The organism is Agromyces humi, assembly GCF_009720255.1.
GTDB lineage: Bacteria > Actinomycetota > Actinomycetes > Actinomycetales > Microbacteriaceae > Agromyces > Agromyces humi.
In genome coordinates this window covers 1-15695 of record NZ_WJSP02000052.1, presented here as the reverse complement: position 1 = coordinate 15695, position 15695 = coordinate 1, and the positions used below count along the sequence as shown (strand labels likewise).

23 protein-coding genes and 1 pseudogene are annotated in these 15695 nt (G+C 66.8%); 16 read left to right on the top strand and 8 right to left on the bottom strand.

What is annotated here, in order from left to right; genetic code table 11:
- The 4 genes and pseudogenes from GH736_RS07205 to GH736_RS07195 all read left to right on the top strand — a co-directional run.
- A pseudogene (locus tag GH736_RS07205) lies at positions 1-1678 on the top strand (hypothetical protein); the annotation flags it as partial.
- 56 nt (positions 1679-1734) lie between these two features.
- On the top strand, positions 1735-1884 hold the full coding sequence (locus GH736_RS24475) for a hypothetical protein (protein WP_203230668.1): 150 nt from the start codon (positions 1735-1737) through the stop codon (positions 1882-1884).
- 23 nt (positions 1885-1907) lie between these two features.
- Entirely contained in the window at positions 1908-2882 is a 975-nt protein-coding gene (locus GH736_RS07200; protein WP_159601637.1) for a hypothetical protein, read from the top strand.
- A 28-nt stretch (positions 2883-2910) separates the two neighbouring features.
- Positions 2911-3537 (top strand): HAD hydrolase-like protein, encoded by a 627-nt coding sequence (locus tag GH736_RS07195; RefSeq protein WP_159601635.1) that lies wholly within the window; start codon positions 2911-2913, stop codon positions 3535-3537.
- Here the strand turns inward: GH736_RS07195 and GH736_RS07190 are convergent.
- The 4 genes from GH736_RS07190 to GH736_RS07175 form a co-directional block, all read right to left on the bottom strand.
- Positions 3534-3749 (bottom strand): hypothetical protein, encoded by a 216-nt coding sequence (locus GH736_RS07190; RefSeq protein ID WP_159601633.1) that lies wholly within the window; start codon positions 3747-3749, stop codon positions 3534-3536. The genes GH736_RS07195 and GH736_RS07190 overlap by 4 nt on opposite strands.
- Before the next feature lie 80 nt (positions 3750-3829).
- Positions 3830-4228 (bottom strand): hypothetical protein, encoded by a 399-nt coding sequence (locus tag GH736_RS07185; protein ID WP_159601631.1) that lies wholly within the window; start codon positions 4226-4228, stop codon positions 3830-3832.
- Between the two features lie 22 nt (positions 4229-4250).
- Positions 4251-4508: a hypothetical protein gene (locus tag GH736_RS07180; protein WP_159601629.1), complete on the bottom strand. Its 258-nt coding sequence runs from the start codon at positions 4506-4508 to the stop codon at positions 4251-4253.
- 82 nt (positions 4509-4590) lie between these two features.
- Positions 4591-4932 carry a hypothetical protein gene (locus tag GH736_RS07175; protein ID WP_159601627.1) on the bottom strand — a complete coding sequence of 114 codons (342 nt, stop codon included), beginning with the start codon at positions 4930-4932 and terminating at the stop codon, positions 4591-4593.
- Positions 4933-5007: 75 nt separating this feature from the next.
- Here GH736_RS07175 and GH736_RS07170 point away from each other — a divergent pair, with 75 nt between their 5' ends.
- Complete coding sequence (locus GH736_RS07170; RefSeq protein ID WP_159601625.1) at positions 5008-5604, top strand: hypothetical protein; 597 nt, start codon at positions 5008-5010, stop codon at positions 5602-5604.
- A gap of 168 nt (positions 5605-5772) precedes the next feature.
- On the opposite strand, the gene GH736_RS07165 is transcribed toward GH736_RS07170, so the two are convergent.
- Positions 5773-6369 (bottom strand): HAD domain-containing protein, encoded by a 597-nt coding sequence (locus GH736_RS07165; protein ID WP_159601623.1) that lies wholly within the window; start codon positions 6367-6369, stop codon positions 5773-5775.
- A 44-nt stretch (positions 6370-6413) separates the two neighbouring features.
- On the opposite strand from GH736_RS07165, the gene GH736_RS07160 reads away from it, so the two are divergent.
- The 6 genes from GH736_RS07160 (at position 6414) to GH736_RS07135 (ending at position 11171) form a co-directional block, all read left to right on the top strand.
- Positions 6414-6992: a 3'-5' exonuclease family protein gene (locus tag GH736_RS07160; protein ID WP_159601621.1), complete on the top strand. Its 579-nt coding sequence runs from the start codon at positions 6414-6416 to the stop codon at positions 6990-6992.
- Between the two features lie 7 nt (positions 6993-6999).
- Complete coding sequence (locus tag GH736_RS07155; protein ID WP_159601619.1) at positions 7000-7848, top strand: helix-turn-helix domain-containing protein; 849 nt, start codon at positions 7000-7002, stop codon at positions 7846-7848.
- A gap of 37 nt (positions 7849-7885) precedes the next feature.
- A complete protein-coding gene (locus tag GH736_RS07150; RefSeq protein ID WP_159601617.1) occupies positions 7886-8122 on the top strand; it encodes a hypothetical protein in 237 nt (78 codons plus the stop codon).
- A 258-nt stretch (positions 8123-8380) separates the two neighbouring features.
- Positions 8381-9241: a hypothetical protein gene (locus tag GH736_RS07145; RefSeq protein ID WP_159601615.1), complete on the top strand. Its 861-nt coding sequence runs from the start codon at positions 8381-8383 to the stop codon at positions 9239-9241.
- A 26-nt stretch (positions 9242-9267) separates the two neighbouring features.
- Positions 9268-9762, top strand: a complete 495-nt coding sequence (locus GH736_RS07140) for a hypothetical protein (RefSeq protein ID WP_159601613.1) — start codon at positions 9268-9270, stop codon at positions 9760-9762.
- 200 nt (positions 9763-9962) lie between these two features.
- The gene (locus GH736_RS07135; protein ID WP_159601639.1) at positions 9963-11171 is read left to right on the top strand and encodes a Fic family protein; all 1209 of its coding nucleotides are present in this window, start codon (positions 9963-9965) and stop codon (positions 11169-11171) included.
- Positions 11172-11217: 46 nt separating this feature from the next.
- Here GH736_RS07135 and GH736_RS07130 read toward each other — a convergent pair whose 3' ends face one another.
- Together GH736_RS07130 and GH736_RS07125 are read right to left on the bottom strand one after the other, a co-directional pair.
- Positions 11218-12090: a hypothetical protein gene (locus GH736_RS07130; protein ID WP_159601611.1), complete on the bottom strand. Its 873-nt coding sequence runs from the start codon at positions 12088-12090 to the stop codon at positions 11218-11220.
- 50 nt (positions 12091-12140) lie between these two features.
- The gene (locus GH736_RS07125; protein ID WP_159601609.1) at positions 12141-12464 is read right to left on the bottom strand and encodes a DUF2510 domain-containing protein; all 324 of its coding nucleotides are present in this window, start codon (positions 12462-12464) and stop codon (positions 12141-12143) included.
- Positions 12465-12612: 148 nt separating this feature from the next.
- Between GH736_RS07125 and GH736_RS07120 the strand changes: the two genes are divergently transcribed.
- The 4 genes from GH736_RS07120 to GH736_RS07105 are packed head-to-tail and all read left to right on the top strand — an operon-like array spanning position 12613 to position 14292.
- Positions 12613-12894, top strand: a complete 282-nt coding sequence (locus tag GH736_RS07120; RefSeq protein WP_159601607.1) for a hypothetical protein — start codon at positions 12613-12615, stop codon at positions 12892-12894.
- Positions 12891-13199: a hypothetical protein gene (locus tag GH736_RS07115; RefSeq protein WP_159601605.1), complete on the top strand. Its 309-nt coding sequence runs from the start codon at positions 12891-12893 to the stop codon at positions 13197-13199. Before GH736_RS07120 ends, GH736_RS07115 begins: the two co-directional genes overlap by 4 nt.
- The gene (locus GH736_RS07110) at positions 13196-13750 is read left to right on the top strand and encodes a hypothetical protein (RefSeq protein WP_159601603.1); all 555 of its coding nucleotides are present in this window, start codon (positions 13196-13198) and stop codon (positions 13748-13750) included. The genes GH736_RS07115 and GH736_RS07110 overlap by 4 nt, the downstream gene beginning before the upstream one ends.
- Positions 13747-14292 (top strand): hypothetical protein, encoded by a 546-nt coding sequence (locus tag GH736_RS07105; protein ID WP_159601601.1) that lies wholly within the window; start codon positions 13747-13749, stop codon positions 14290-14292. The genes GH736_RS07110 and GH736_RS07105 overlap by 4 nt, the downstream gene beginning before the upstream one ends.
- 53 nt (positions 14293-14345) lie before the next feature.
- Here GH736_RS07105 and GH736_RS07100 read toward each other — a convergent pair whose 3' ends face one another.
- A complete protein-coding gene (locus tag GH736_RS07100) occupies positions 14346-15095 on the bottom strand; it encodes a hypothetical protein (protein ID WP_159601599.1) in 750 nt (249 codons plus the stop codon).
- A gap of 83 nt (positions 15096-15178) precedes the next feature.
- On the opposite strand from GH736_RS07100, the gene GH736_RS07095 reads away from it, so the two are divergent.
- Positions 15179-15535 carry a hypothetical protein gene (locus GH736_RS07095; protein ID WP_159601597.1) on the top strand — a complete coding sequence of 119 codons (357 nt, stop codon included), beginning with the start codon at positions 15179-15181 and terminating at the stop codon, positions 15533-15535.
- Positions 15536-15695: the final 160 nt, after the last annotated feature.

Genomic DNA, 15695 nt, shown 5'->3' with positions numbered 1-15695 from the left:
CACCGCGGCCGGACCGTTGCAGTTCACCGGCACGGCCGTCCCGACCGTGACCGGCACTGCACAGGTCGGTCAGACGGTCACTGCGAACCCGGGCTCCGACTGGTCCCCGGCTGCGAGCTCGTACACCTACCAGTGGTACCAGACCGGGTACCCGATCGCCGGCGCGACCGGGAGGACCTACACGCTGACCGACTCAGACGCGTACGGACGCATCAGTGTCGCCATCACCTCGAAGCTCGACGGGTACACCGACCGAACCCTCACCAGCAACCAGACCTCCGTGCAGGACATCCCGTCGTTCACCGGGACTGCCAAGGCTACGATCTCCGGAGCCGCACAGGCCGGCCGGATCCTCACCGCGAACCTCGGCGCCGACTGGTCGCCGGTCCCGGCCACCGTCACGTACCAGTGGCTTCGCGCGGGCCAGCCGATCGCCGGTGCCACCGCCAAGACGTACCTGCTCACCGCCGCGGACCAGTCCGCGCAGATCCGGGTGAACGTGACCGGCAGCAGCCCCGGATACAGGACGAAAACCTGGACCAGCGACACCATCGCCATCTCCGGCACGCCGACGTTCTCAGGCGAGACCCTCCCGACCATCTACGGCACCCGCCAAGTCGGCACCCCCGTCACCGCCATGTTCAGCGGCTGGGCTCCGGTCGCGGACACCATCACCTACCAGTGGTTCCGGAACGGGCAGCCGATCGTCGGCGCCACCGCCCGGACCTACACGCTCGCGGAAGCGGACCAGGGCACGAACACCGCGGTCGCCGTCACCTACGCGAAGGCCGGGTACGCGCCGCGAACCTGGACGAGCTCCGACACGACCACCACGGTGCAGCAGCCCACGTTCACCGGAGCCGCCCTACCGACCATCGCGGGAAACCGCCAGTCCTACGTCACCCTCACCGGCGTTCCCGGCGCCGACTGGGCTCCGACCCCGAAGTCGTACACGTTCCAGTGGTACCGGGACGGCGTTGCCATCCCAGGAGCGAACGGCACCACGTACCGGCAGACGCTGACGGACATCGGGCACACCCTCACCGTCGAGGTCGGGGCGCTCCAGACCGGCTACAAGACCCGCACCTGGAAGAGCGTCGGCGGGGCCGCCACCGTCGGCTCTGACCAGTTCGTCGGCGATGACCTTCCCACCATCACCGGTGAGCGCAGGTACACGAAGACGCTCACCGCAGCGCCCGGCAAGGGATGGACGCCGTACCCGACCACGTTCGCGTACCAGTGGCTCCGCGACGGGCAGCCGATCCCCGGCGCCACCGGAACCACCTACCTGCAGACCCTCGAGGACGCCGGGCACGTCCTCACCGTCCAGATCACCGGCAACCGCAACCAGGTGGAAACCCGGATCTGGACGAGCGCAGCCGGAGAGCCGACCAAGGGACAGGAGGTGATGACCGGCACCACGAAGCCGACCATCTCCGGCACCGCCGCCGTCGGGAAGAAGCTCACCGCGTACCTCGGAGTGGACTGGACACCGTTCCCGACCACCGTCACCTACCAGTGGCTCCGGAGCGGCGTGCCGATCGCCGACGCGACCGCGCGCACCTACACGCTGGTCGCCGCCGACCTTGGGAAGCAGATCACCGTCCGGGTCACCGGGGCGAAGCTCGGCTACCAGGACACCGTCTGGGTGAGCACACCGACCGCCTCCGTGAAGTAACGCTGCGAGCAGCTTCGGGCGCTCCGCGCATGAGGTAGACGACGAAGGAGAACACCATGCTGAAGAACGCCAGGAACCACACCACCGACGGACTCTCGTACGACGGCTGCTCCTGCCACAACACGAAGGCGCAGAAGCGGCCGTCGAAGAAGGCCGCGAAGAAGCGCGAGCAGAAGGCATGGCGGAGCGAGGCCGGGCTGCGCTGAACCCGCCGCACACTCACTCCCGTATGACCATCACCGACGCCCACGGCAACTTCCACGACACCAAGGGCCTCTTCGCCGGCCACGAGCACACCGCCGCCGGCGTCACCCTCGCCGCCGGCGCGCACGCACGCCCGGAAGACCACCGGTTCGCTGCGGTCCCCTCGTACACGAAGGGCCTCTACAACGTCGAGTCAGAGTCGACGAACCCGATCAAGACCCTCCCGAACGAGAACTCCGGTTTCGTCCGCACCGTGGTGCACATGGGCGCGCTCCCGCACGCCGACAACATGAAGGCCGCCGCGGCCGCACTCTTCACCGACGAGGAGCGCGACACCGCCCGCGAGAAGGCGGCCGAGCTCGAGCAGTCCGGCAAGCCGTTCACCGCCCTCGTGCAGATCGAGCACACCGTGAAGATCGCCGAGCTCCGCTCCAGCGGCCACGGCGCGTTCCTCATCAAGGGCAGCCGCACAAAGGGCTGGAACGCATCCACCCCCACCTTCCTCGCCGTCGAGAACGGCTACGGCAAGCAGGACAAGCTCGCCGCGATCTTCGACGAGAAGGCCGCGATCGTCCCCGCCGCCGACCCGGTCACCGCTGAGGTGTTCGCCACGATGATCGACGAGGAGGAAACCCCTCCGCAGGTCATCGGGCACGACGAGGACGGCGACGAGATCTACGAGGACCGCGGGTTCACCCACGCGTTCCTGTTCGAAGGCCCGAACTTCTACGGCCCGGAGAACCGCAAGGACACCTTCGGGTGCGTCTTCTTCGCCACGGACATCCAGCGCGAGCACGGCATCGTCAACGGGTACCTGTGGGCGCCGGACGGCGCCGGCGGAATCACGTCGGAGCACGGCAGCCAGTACATGATCGACCTGGAGCGTCGCGGCGGCGTCATCCGCGACTTCCAGCCCGGATCGATCAACATGAAGTCCGCGTGGAAGGAACTGCCGGAAGGTCGCGCTGACGGCTACCGCTACATCGCCGGGGAGCGCTGAGCCCGGCCCCGCCGCATGGCTCCAACACATGCACACCCGCACCACCTGGCCCACCTCCTCCGAGCGTGAGCGGACGATCCTCCACGCCCGCGACGCCGTCATCGTCTGGGACTTCGACGGCACCATCGTCGACACCGAGCACCTGCACCAGCAGACCATCCTCGAACTCCTCACCCGCCGCGGCTACACCCCGGAGGCCGGCTGGTTCGACCTGGTGATGGGAACCCCGGAGGAGGTGACCTGGGAACGGCTCGCCAGCCAGGGCGCACCGGTCGACACCCCGGCGGAGATGATCGCGGAACGCCGAGGCCTGTACATCGACCGTGCGATCGCCGAGGTGTCCGCATCCTGGATCGCCGGTGACCTGGTCCCAGCATTCGACCGGGTCGGCGCCACGCAGCTGGTCCTCTCCAACGGAGACTTCGAGTCGAACAAGGCGATCCTCGACCACATCGACCTGCCGCACCTGACGATGATCGAACGCGGACACGGCAGCAAGGCCGGGAAGATCAAGGACATCGTCCCTGACATGCTCCTCGACGACCGCGCCAGCTACATCACCCTCGGCACACAGCTGGGCGCATGGACCGTCGGTGTGCACACGAAAGCCACACTCGGCCTCCTCCCCGCGGACGTCCCGGTCAGCATCGCCTAGACATCGGCGGCGACGGCGACGAACGCCGCGACGATCACGATGAACATCGAGAGCAGCAGCGCACCCAGCCGCTTGGAGAACCTCGGCTTCGCCGGCTGCAGCGACCTTACGAACTCGTCCCACCACTCGTCGTCCTGGTTCCGGCGGACTGGGGCTGGTGCAACGACGTCGAGGTAGGAGTCGCGCATGCGTTCGGAGAGCTGATCGGTCATGGTTGGTCGAGCATCCCAGCCGTCTTGAATGGCCTGGGGAAGACGAACCGCCGATCCCGCGTGTTTCGTGTGGTCGTGGCTCAGGATTGGCGGCTTGCCCCTGCGGCCACCAACTGGACGCGAGTACCGCGGATCGATCGCCACCTTGCGATCGTCGCGCCAGCATCGCGGCTCGCCAGCTCCAACCGGAGCGCCTTCATGAGGACCGTCCCATCCAGCCAAGCGCGCGCCGACAGGTTCAGCGGGTCGGCGACCTCCTCCCCTTCGTAGGAGACAGCGGCACCGGCACCCTCGAGGTGCCCGGCGACCACCCAGAGGACGAAGGCGTTCTGCTCGAGCATCCAGATCGTGTTCGCCAGGTGCGCGTCGGAGAAGTCTTCCGGGTCGGAGATCGTGTGCTGATATCCGTCGCCGGACACCCACATGTCACCCTGCCTGAACAGGTTCGGGTTGATCTTCGAAAACAGGTTCGCTCGCATGGTCCATCCATGCGCGGCGACGTCAGATCGGTGCGCTGGCCATCAGGTAGATCGCGGCCATCGTCATCGAAGCCAACGCCCCGAACAGAGCCGGGTAGATAACCCGGGTCTGACGTCGGCGCCGACGGTTCTCACGAGCGATCCGGTGGATCTCAGCGATCGGGACGGTACGTTCACGCCAACCGTTGTCGAGCGGGCGGGAGACCTGGTAGCGGGTCGAGGATCCACCCTGGTGATGCAGCGGGCGGGTACGGGTGTGGGTCGGGTTGATGGTGCTCATGGGTGATCCCACCCTCCCGCGGCCACCAGCGCGGTCGAACCGCGACGCGCCGAACCCGGCGGGGACGCTGACCCCTTGTGAATCAGATTTCGCGCCCGCAATGCCCGCACTTCGGGGCAGGGAACCGAAGGTCGAACTCATGACCCCAGATCCCCACCGGAATCTCGTACTCGTGCAACCCGCCACGCTCCGACTTCGACCAGAACAGACGCAGCATCGTCCGGTCGAGCGCCCCGATGAGCTCCTCGTTTCCCGACCAGCCGCCGGTCACGAACCGAACCTTCACGGCATCGTCTCCCGGGGTGACCGTTACGAAATCCTCCGGTCGCCAGAGGCCCGAGATGAGCTCGACGAGCTGCTCCGGGCTCCCGCGGAAACCGTGGATGCGCTCGAGGTCCTCGCTGGTTGGGTAGCCGTCGTCCATGACGCGTACATGCGCGGTAGCACGGTTGCCGAAACTGCTGCCGGCCAAACCTCCACGAACGGATGGGTTCGCGGTATGAAGTACGAAGACGACCTGGGGAGAGGGCGGACGGATGATGGTTGGCAGGGAGTTCAAGCCGCCGCCGCCGCCGCGGCAATCAGTCACGACGCGATCATCACCGGGGCGACCTGTCACCACGTCAGTCGCGGTCGCGATACTCCTTATCGCCGCACCGATCAACCTCACGCGGGACGGGTCGGAATGAACTTCGAGCTCAGCTATGCCAAGGCTCAGCGGCCGCTGCCGACCTTGTGGGCTGCAGGGCTGCTGATCATGGGCGGGGTCTTCTTCCTGCTCCCGATCGTGTTCACGACCATGGTCGGCCGGGCTTGGCTGACCGAGCCGGGCTATGCGACGCTCTTGATCTCCACTGCGGTACTCGGACTCGGCCAGCTGGCGTCTGCCGTCGGCGCGTGGCGTGGCGCAGGCTGGCCTCGATTTGTCGTTCTGGCGGTCGTCGCCGTCCAGATCGTGTTCCTGGTTCTCGGGTACGCGTTCGTCCTCGTCGGTCTCGCGTTCGCGGGGACGGCGACGTTTCTGCTTTGGCGGACCTCCGCTCGCGCATACGCGGAGTCGCTCAGGGGTGCCGGCAAGCAAGCGATGGGCGCCTGATCCCGGCCGGCGCTGGCGCCCGTCAGCCGCCGAAGTCGATCGCCATGTCGATGCTGGCGTCGTCCCACCGTCCAGCCCTCAGGGTGGCGATCCGTTCGGGTGACGCGCCCGGTTCGTGGCGGAGGAGGAACGCAACACGGTCCTCTTCCGTCCACCGACTGTCGGCGCTCACGCGGCTGCCCGTGTCGTCTCGATGAACTGCCAGATCGCGGCGATGTCCTCAGCGGTGATCCCGACCGCCTGGTCGGGGATGATGAACATGCCGGGTGCCGACCCGACCGACGACTCGTTGAAACCGGGGTTGGTGACCTTCTCGGCGAGGATCACCTCGTCGTCGAGCCACACCCACGGCTGCCCTGTTACCGCCACGCGGTCGCGAAGCCCGGTGAGCTTCCAGTCCGCAGGACGGAACCCGCGGAACTTCGGCGGCTGCTTCTTCAGCACGAACCCGCCGGAGAGCTTCCCGTCGAACGCCTGCTCGATGACGGCGCGGATGTTGGGGCCCCAAGTGGTCAACCATCCGAGCTCTGCCACGCCGGACCGGACGATCTCGTCGAGCTCCGCCACGATCTCCGGGTAGAAGTCGATCAGGTACTTCTCACCGTGCGCGGTCCGCACTCGGCGCCGCTCTGCACCTGCAGGCGGTTCGGCGTTGCGGACGAACTGCCCGGCAGGTTCCGGGAACAGGTTCAGCACCCCGTCGAAGTCGCACGCGAGCAGCGGCTTGTCGCCGGGGAACGCGTCGATCGATAGCAGGGTCTCCATGCACCCATCATGCGCGGTCGGCTGGCGCCGCATGTCCAACCGTTGTGACTGATCCCGCGCCGCGTCTCCACTACGTGTTCCTCGACCTCGAATGCACCGGGCTCACCGACGTCGACGACATCATCGAGTTCGGGTTGATCGGCACGACAGTGGACCTGCAGGTGATGTTCGAACAGCAGCTGCTCGTCGAAGCGTCTGACCGGGCGTGGCAGCACATGCTGGACACCCCGATCGTCCGGGACATGCACACGACCAACGGGCTGATCGACGAGCTCGTCGCGGCCCGCGCCGCCGGGACGCTCCCGTCTGTCGCGGACGCCGAGCAGCAAATCATCACGCGCTTGAAGTCGCAGCGGCGACGTGACGGAGGCCCGCTCATCCTCGCCGGCTCCGGCGTCTGGCACTCCGACATGCACGTGCTCGAGCGGCGCACCCCGAAGCTGAGGCGGCTGTTCGCCGACCGGCGCATCTTCTCCACGGACGTGTTCCGGCACGTCAGCCTCGAGACCACCGGCGAGCCGATCATCCCGTTGTCCGGGTCGAACCACCGCGCCTTGGACGACGCCCGGCACGCACTCGAGGAAGCCCGCGAGATCCGCCGGATCTTCGCCGGCCGCGCATGACGATGGCATGACCGCCGACTCCGAAACCCTCGAGCGCGCACTCCGCGTCTCCGAGCAGTCCATCTCCTCGCATCTCGTCACGATCAGTGAGGAGATCATCAGGGCGACAGGGGAGTCCGGTCACTTTCTGAGCGCCGGGTACGGCGCTGAGTTCACCAACGGCGTGTTCGAGATGCACTCGTACTCGATGGATGACTGCGATTGCGGGCATGAGTTCCGCGCCTGGGAATGGGAGAGCGCCCACCCGCACGCGGAGCACTGCTTCCAACAGGCGATCATCGAGAAGTTCGGCGACGACGCCTGGGAGGTCGACGCGGACCGGCTCGCCAAGTTCGCCGCCGAACACGGGATCACCGGACCTGGGATCCTCTCTGCGTGCACCTGCAGCCACGCTCCGCTCAGCGCCGCCTGGTACGCCACGAACGACCACGACCCTGCGTGTGTCATCGTCCGGCCCAACTTCCGGCACTTCAAATCCGGGGTGGAGGTGCGCTGGTACAAGCGTGTTGGTCGCGGCATGAAGGTGACCGGCCCCACGCTGAACGCCGCCGAGTGGCTGGACCTCGTCCTCGAGTGCGTCAGATCGATCACACCGGCCGCCTCGCCCTCGATGTCGGATGTCGAGCAACTGGCCGAGCTGCTCGTCGAAGGGGACGGCACCTTCCACCGCGAACTCATCCGAGCCCGCATCCACGCCGGCCTGTCCGCCGGCACCGTCGCGGAACGGATGGGCGTCTCCAAGGAGGACGTCGCCGCGTTCGAACGGTACGACGCCGACCCGACCCTGTCGCTGATCCGCAGGTACGCTCTCGCTGTCGGCGTGCACGTCGAACACCTGGTGCACCCCCGCGCATGATCCGCGCGAAGAGACCACCGAACTGAGGAGCACCCCGATGGAGTACGACGTCACCGACCCGGACGCGCCCGCCCCCACCGAACTGACCGCCGAGATCATCGTCGGCGACCTCGCGTACGCGAACGAACTCAGCGGGTGGTTCACCTACGAGCCGTCCGAGACGGACCCCGGCACCGCGTACGTCACACAGTACGGCTTCGAAGGGCAGCTACTCGCGCACTACGAGGTCGAGATGACCATTCGGAAGATCGACGACGGGGACACCACCGCGTGAAGGTGCACATTCTCGCCGGGCAACAGGCCGGTTCGATGTAGGCGAAGGGCCACGCTTCACGGGTGGCGAAATTGTCGACCTGCAGCTCCCGACCATCGGGATCCGTCACGCCCCGCCCCTGCACGACTTCGCAGGCGACGACGTCGATGGCCCGCTGTGGAGAGCGGGGTTAGTTCCCGGGCTGTGGCCCCTGAAGATGGGGTCTCCACCGCACCGGCGCGGCTGTAGCTTCGGGTTACCCAACCAATTGGAGCTGTCATGCGGGTTCTCATCTCAGGAATGGCGACGGCGACGATGGCCGTAACACTGGCCCTCACACCGTCCGCAGCGCACGCAGCCGAGCCAGCGGACTGCTTCTCTGTGAGTCGGGACCTCGCTGACCGCTACCGAGTGACAAAGAACGTACCGGCAGACGCTGAGATGGCGGCCGTGTGCACATCGCGCGCGGTGACGGTGTGGGCAGAACTTGCGGACGGTACTCGGCTCGAGCCAGAGGGTGCGCCGATCCCGGGAAGGGAGAGCAGTGAGGCCCCGAATATCGCCGGCCGCAGCCTGACCGAGGGTCTGGATCAAGCCTCGTCAGCTGAGAGCGAAGAGCTCCCGGAGACGAAACCCTGGAAGTGCACGATCATCAATGAGTATGCGGCGGACTGCACCTATAGCGAGCCATACCTCAGGCACAATCCGAGCACAGGCGAGGTCTTCTGGGATAGGAGCATCTCCGTCTACGTGAAGTTCGATTTGCAGCAGTTGAAGCATTCGGTCACGTATCGCATCACCAACGATCAGGGGATTCCCATCACTGCCGAAGGCCACTTGAAACTGTCGCGGATGCAGGGTCTCCTCGTAGCGACCACCGAGGACGAGAAAACGTGGGAGTTCTATACGCCACTCAACCAGCTGAAGGGAACATCCTGGCTTGATCGGACTGATCGGACCGAAGGGAAGTATTCCATTGCGTTCTACTTCGACGAGTTCACTGACTCCGAGGAAGACATGACCTACCCGTTCAACGGGTACCTCGGCAGCACCCCGCGCTTTCAGTGCTATCAGTACCTTCGGATCTGGAACACCAAGAACTGCGAATGGCCCAACGCGCAGGAAGCAGGCGTCTTTTAGCGCCGCGACGAACATAAGGAGACAGAATGAAGACAGGCGTTCTGCTGTCCCCGGGTGACGCCCCTGAGGTGTTCGACCACGTCCTCAGCCTGCGCCGAGAGATCGCGTTCTCCGGTACGGGCTTCATGCAGTCGAATGGTGGACCGACTTCTCTGCGCGTGCATGTCGACCTTCCCGGACGATCGTGGCGCCTCGAAGAAGAGGACGGTGAGGTCTTCGCCGAGCATCGCGATGGAGTCACAACCGCCCCGGACGGCGCGGTCCAGGCAGCGATCGACGAGAGCCTCCCCTTCCTCCCACTCAAGTTCGTCTTCCTCCACAGGCTTCCGGTCTGGGGCCGCAAACGAGACGACTATCGACCGATCCTGGTGGAGTCGGCAGGCGGTGAAGATCTCTTGATCACATTCGCCCATCTCGAGGACCCCGCGACCAGGGGCACCGTCGTAGTCGACGCTGCTCTGGGCATCGTGACCCAGTTGATCCGACCGACGGACATGGCCCGACTGACGGTAGACCCCTAGAGCTCCACGAGATCATCCCGCCGCTAAATCGGTCCGGCCGCGCGTGGCCGTTGGGGCGTTGTCCTGCACTGCAACTCCAGCCCGACCGCCCCATGTTCGCGGCGCGCTCGCGTAGGTCGGAATAGCGGCGCGCTAATTCCGATATAGCGCGATAACTCGGAATAACGATATACTTATTCCGAGTTAGGGGAGATGTGACCATGTATCCCGACGGGGAAGCGGACTGGCCGCCGCACGCCCACGAGACAGTCCGGTGGCAGCAGACCGGCCGACACGGAACACGCGAGGACCGGACACTTCGCGAGATCACCGTCGCCCTCCCACCGTTCATCGCCGAGCTCCGCTACCTCCCGGGCGCGGAGTTGACCGCGTCGATCAACGCGGCTACTCGCGACATCATTGCCGTCGACGCTGACCCTCGAGGACACATTCGCGCGCTCGGCGCGCTCCTTCTGCGAACCGAATCGGTCGCCTCGTCGCGCATCGAAGAAGTCGACGCCAGCATGGACGACTACGCCCGCGCGTACGCCGGCATCCGCGCGAATGAATCCGCAACCTCGATGGTCGCTGCCACGAAGGCGCTCGGGCAGATGATCGACCGTGCCGGCCAGCACGGCGTCATCCGGCTCGAGGACATCCTCGACGCCCATGCCATCCTCATGGCTGAGGACCCGATCGACCGCGCCTACGCAGGCCGGCTCCGGGACGTCCAGAACTGGATCGGCGGATCAGACCACTCCCCGCTCCGGGCCGTCCACGTCCCGCCGCCAGCCGGAACTGTCGAGGCCTACATGGCCGACCTCATCGACTTCGCGAACCGCGACGACCTCGACCCCATCACCCAGGCATCCATCGCCCACGCCCAGTTCGAATCCATCCACCCGTTCACCGACGGCAACGGACGAGTCGGCCGGGCACTCATCAACGCGATCTGGCGGCGCCGCGGCGTCACCCGCCACACCGTCGTGCCCGTCGCATCCGCGATGCTCGCAGAACGAGACCGGTACTTCGCGCTCGTGAACGCATACCGCGACGGAGACGTGCACGAGTTCATCGCGGACGTCGCGTCCGGGTCGGCGATCGCAGCGACGGAGTCGGCACTCTCAGCCGACCGCCTAGCACGGCTCCCAGACGAATGGCGAGAGAAGTCACGACCACGGGCCGGTTCGGCTGCGGCCAAGATCCTCAGCGTGCTGGCCGAGCATCCGATCATCTCCACCGAGGAAGCACACGAACTCACCGGATCCCCACTCTCCAGCGTCTACACCGCCATGGACAGGCTGGAAGCGGACGGCATCATCCACCAGGTCACCGACCGGCAGCGGAACCGGGTGTGGGGGGCGACCGACATCCTCGAGGAGCTCGACGACCTGGCAGCGAGGATCGGCGGCCGAGTCCGCGACCGCTGACACGCAGCGCGCGCGCCGCAATCTGGAGCTCGGCGCGCAGCGCGCGCTAGGCCAGTGCCATCTCCGGTGCCACGTTGTGTTCGACGGCGCGCAGCAGGATCTTCGCGACATCGTTCAGCGGTGCGATCACCGATGACTCCACCGACACCTGGAACACCGCGATCCCCATCGACTCGGCTACGAGCGCGGCCGGCTTCAGCATGCGGCCGTTCGTGAACAGCACACCCATCCGGGTGTCCGCAGCGTTCGACAGTTCGATCAGCGTTGCAGCACCAACACGAACCCCTCGAAGCCCGAGGCGGGACATCCCGATCAGGGCGCGAGACTCAGCATGGTGGAATGCGCCATCAGTCGCCGGGCCGGCGTCGATCGCGCCGAGGTGCTTCAACCACTTCGCCGTGTACTTCCGGACATCGCTGACCGAGGAGAACAGCGAGATCGGATCCGGCGCCGGGAACCGCGGCCTCACGATCTCCTGGCTGGTCTGATACTCGCCACGCTCGTCGCGGTGGAAGATCTCATTCCATGCAGACGTGTACGCGAGCTCGTACAGCCGTTCAGCAAGCTCAGACGCCGCCTGATCCTGTGACCTCCTGCTCAGGATCTCCTTCGACACCTCGAACACCCCCATGCCGACCAGGGCGACGACGATGACGAGGACGGCCACCCGCATCACGGGGTTCTCCTGCCACTGGGCCATCAGAATCCCGGCGAAGAGGAAGCAGACGACGAGCATCATCATCGCCGGCCAGAACGGCCGGCGCTCCTTCGCCACCAATTCAGCCAACGGCAGCACGTGCCGTGAGATCTCCTGCCGGATCGTTTCATCGGTAACGTCGTCGGCGAAGCCGAGCGGGATGCGCCGGCCGATGCGGCGGCCGATCCGCTTTGCTTCTGAGTTCAGTTCGGGTGAGAGCACGCCCAGACCCTATGGGTCATAGACGTGACTACCGTCAGCGGACGGTCAGGTTAGTACGACCCCGATAGAGTTCCGCTCGCCCACTGCGTCGCGGCGATGGAGAGGATCACAAGCCCGACCAGACCGGCCAGCCCGGTCAGCACCCACAGCCCGACCTTCGAAGACCCTTCGATCTGCATTCCGCCGTCGCCTGGCTGCCAGTCCTCGAGCCTCACGACCCGCTTCGGCTCAGGGGTGACGGTTCCACCCGGCATCGCCGGCGCAGGGTTGACCGAAAGGTGCTCCGTCCACCGGGCACCGTCCCACCATCGCAGACTTGACCCACCCCACGGGTCGGCATACCAACCTGCCGGCGGCGCGCTGGGGTTCGTCATGGCCGTGAGCGTACCGTCTGCACAACTCCTACGGGAAGGACCGGTTCGGGGGTGGTCGGCGATGCCGCGCATGAGGGTGTCGAAGACACGAACCGACCTGCGACCGGCAGAATCGTTCAGCCGCACCCCAACCTCCGAAGGAGCCGTCATGGCCGACCAGCACGTTCCGTCCGAGGCGGCGATCGTCGCGTTCCCCGATTCCGAGTTCACGCACCCGGCGACGATCCTCGCTTTCCGCAGCGCGTTCGATAAGGGGGCCGCGCACGCCCGTGAGACGGCCGCCGTGCAGGCTGAGCGGTTCGCGAAGCAGGCGACGGCCACATCCAACGACCTGAAGACGGCCGGGAAGCACCGAGAGTCCGACCTCGAGTTCGGCAAGTCCGTCGGTGCCGAGCAGGTCGCCGCCATCATCCGAGAGGAGCAGCCATGAGCGCCGCCACCGCCGAAGACCGCGTCGCCATCCGACGTGATGCACTGACCGTCGTCGGGGAGAACGCCGCCCGACGTCTCCTGCGCCAGCAGGCGCTCACCTCCAAGGTGAACCTGCACGGCGACCCGGCGCCGACGCCGGCCCAAATGGTCGCGGTACTGCGTAGCCTGGCCGACCACGCCCACAACCTTCACATGGTCTCCGACGCGGTTCGCGCGCTCGGCCGCGACGACAACCTCGCGTCTGGGCTCGGGCAGTACTTCCACCTCCTCGCCGACGAGGTCGAGACCATCGGTGGCGCGTGAACCTCCACGCACTTTCCTTCGATGACCTCGCGGTCGCCGTCCGCGGCGAAGCGCACCGCCTCGGGTCGGGCATCCCTGTCGATCGAACCGTCGCGCTCAGCAACCTCCGCGCCCTCGTCGCCGAGCTCACCGACCGGGAACACGCCGGGGTGAGCTTCGCCGAGTCAGCCCCGTTGGACGGCCTGGCCGAGGTGATCGCCGACGCGATGTGGGACCGGGCAGGGAACCGGATCGGCGGCCCCCGCGCCGCGGCCGACGCGGTGGAAGCGCACCTCGAAGCACAAGCCGCGCATGACCACGTCGGCAGAGCACACGAAACCCGAGGAGACCGAATGCCCACCAACACCCGTCTCGCCGGGCACACCCTCGCAAACGAGGGCGCCCCGTTCAACGACAACGGCGCCCGTATCGGATATCGCGGCACCAGCGGCGAGGGTCGCGGAAAATGCTCCTGCGGCGAACTCTCCGACGTCGTCGCCTCCGGCGGCGCCCGCCGTCGCTGGCACGCCGACCACAAGGCCGAGATCGCAGCGAAGGCTGCAACCCGATGAGTGACCGCGAAGGCCGGTTCCTCACCGAGGACCGCCTGGAAGAGCGGACCGACCGTCTGGAAACCCCGGACACCACCGCGGAGCTGCTCGCCGAGGCCCGTCGACTCGCCGACCAGATCGTCGGCTGGGCGCCCAGGCAGATGCAGGTCTCCGCCAACGCAGCAGAGCTCGTCATCACCGACGCCGATTCCCCGGAGCACGAGTACGTCCTCGCCTCGAGCGTCTACGACGACAACGAGATCCCCGGCGGGTCCGCGTTCCTCCGCACCGTGGCGGACATGATGAAGCTGTTCCCCACCCTCGTCGACCTCGCCGGCGCGCCCGCGGACACCGCAACCGACGTAGGGCGAACCGAGGTGCTCACCATCAGCGTCCCCGCCCCGAACATCCCGTTCCCCGGCGGTCGCGGCCAAGGAGCGATGCTCCGCCGGGCAGCTCAGAATATCGTCGACGGGTACGACATCGGCGGGTCGAACGTCACCGCCGCGGTGGTGCAACTGATCCGTGACGCCGGCGACGCCGTCGACCGGCACACCGCCTAGCCGACAGCGAAGCCCGGCACCCCTCGAGGCGCCGGGCTTCGTCATGTCCGTGGTCAGCCGCGCAGCAGCCGCTGGAACTCCGCCTCCACCTCGTCGGCGTGACGTTCGGCGACCGTCAGCTGCGCCTGCACTCGAAGCTTCGCACGACGGGCGTCCTCCGCAGCGTCACGCACAGCTGCCACCCGCTCGCTGTACCCGTCCGAGGTCACCCAACCTGCCTTGCAGCCGAGGAACGACACGTACTTCGTATCGACCGACTTGTCGCGGTATGTGCCGATCCGAACCTTCCGGAGCACCCCGGCGTCGACGAGCTCGTCGATGGCTCGCTTCACCTTCGACACGGCGAAATGCTCCCGCATCCACCCGTCGGCGCTCTTGCCGCCGTATGTCGCCTCAGACCGGCCGATCGTCGGGTCGAAACCGATCGTCCGAACACACAGCCGGAGGAGACCCACAGCGGCCAACCTCGCGGCCCCTACTGCGGGGTCGCTCTGCATGTCCGCGATCAGGTCTCGGACCTCCTCCTTGCTGAGCTCGACCGGCGCCGGGACCACCTCGACAGTCGCGTCCGTCGAGTACACCGCCCACCGCGTGTCGACGGTGATACCCGCGACCTTGAACTCCCTGACCCTGACGGCGTCGACCTTGACCTCGGTGACCTTGCCGATGATGGTGCGCAGGCCGCCTGGGGCGACGACGCGGACCATCCGGCCGTCCCTCAGTTCCGAGCGAAGCGCGTTGCTCTCCAGCGGGACCGACCCAGCGGCGTCCAGTTCGTCTTCCCACATCGGGTTCTTCTGCATGGAACGTCCATGCGCGGCCCGGACACATGCCAGGCGGTCCGCGCATGTGGGTGCCGACAGAACGACACCCACAGGAGGCCCTGATGCTCTCAGCCGAGCTCGCCAACGTGTTCATCACCGCCATCGAAGGCGAGAACCACGAACACGGGCTGCTGAACCCCGACGCGATCATGCGGATCGCCAACGCCGCCAGGGACCTGCTCGACGAACACGACGGCGACCTGTTCACCAGAGAGTTCGCGGTTTCGGTTGCCAGCGCGGCCGGGCCGACGTACCTCACCCGGGACGACCCGGACCTGACGAGCTCCCCTCTTCAGGAGAAGGAGGCCGAGCGCATCGCAAAGGCCGCCAACGCAGGCCTCGAGCAGGAGCGTTTCGCCCCTGTCTACCGGCTCCGCACCGGATGGAAGCCGCTCCCGAAGAAGCCGGACGCCGCCTGATGGCCCGCATCGAGCAGGGGAGCAACAGCATCATCCTCCGCCTCACGGACGCCGTGTCGCGCCTCGGCGCGACCTCGGGCGCGGACGCGGACGCCTCGGCCTCCGCCTCCTCGGCCCGTGGCTCGCGCGCCGACGCCTCGGACGGCGCGGACGCCTCGGG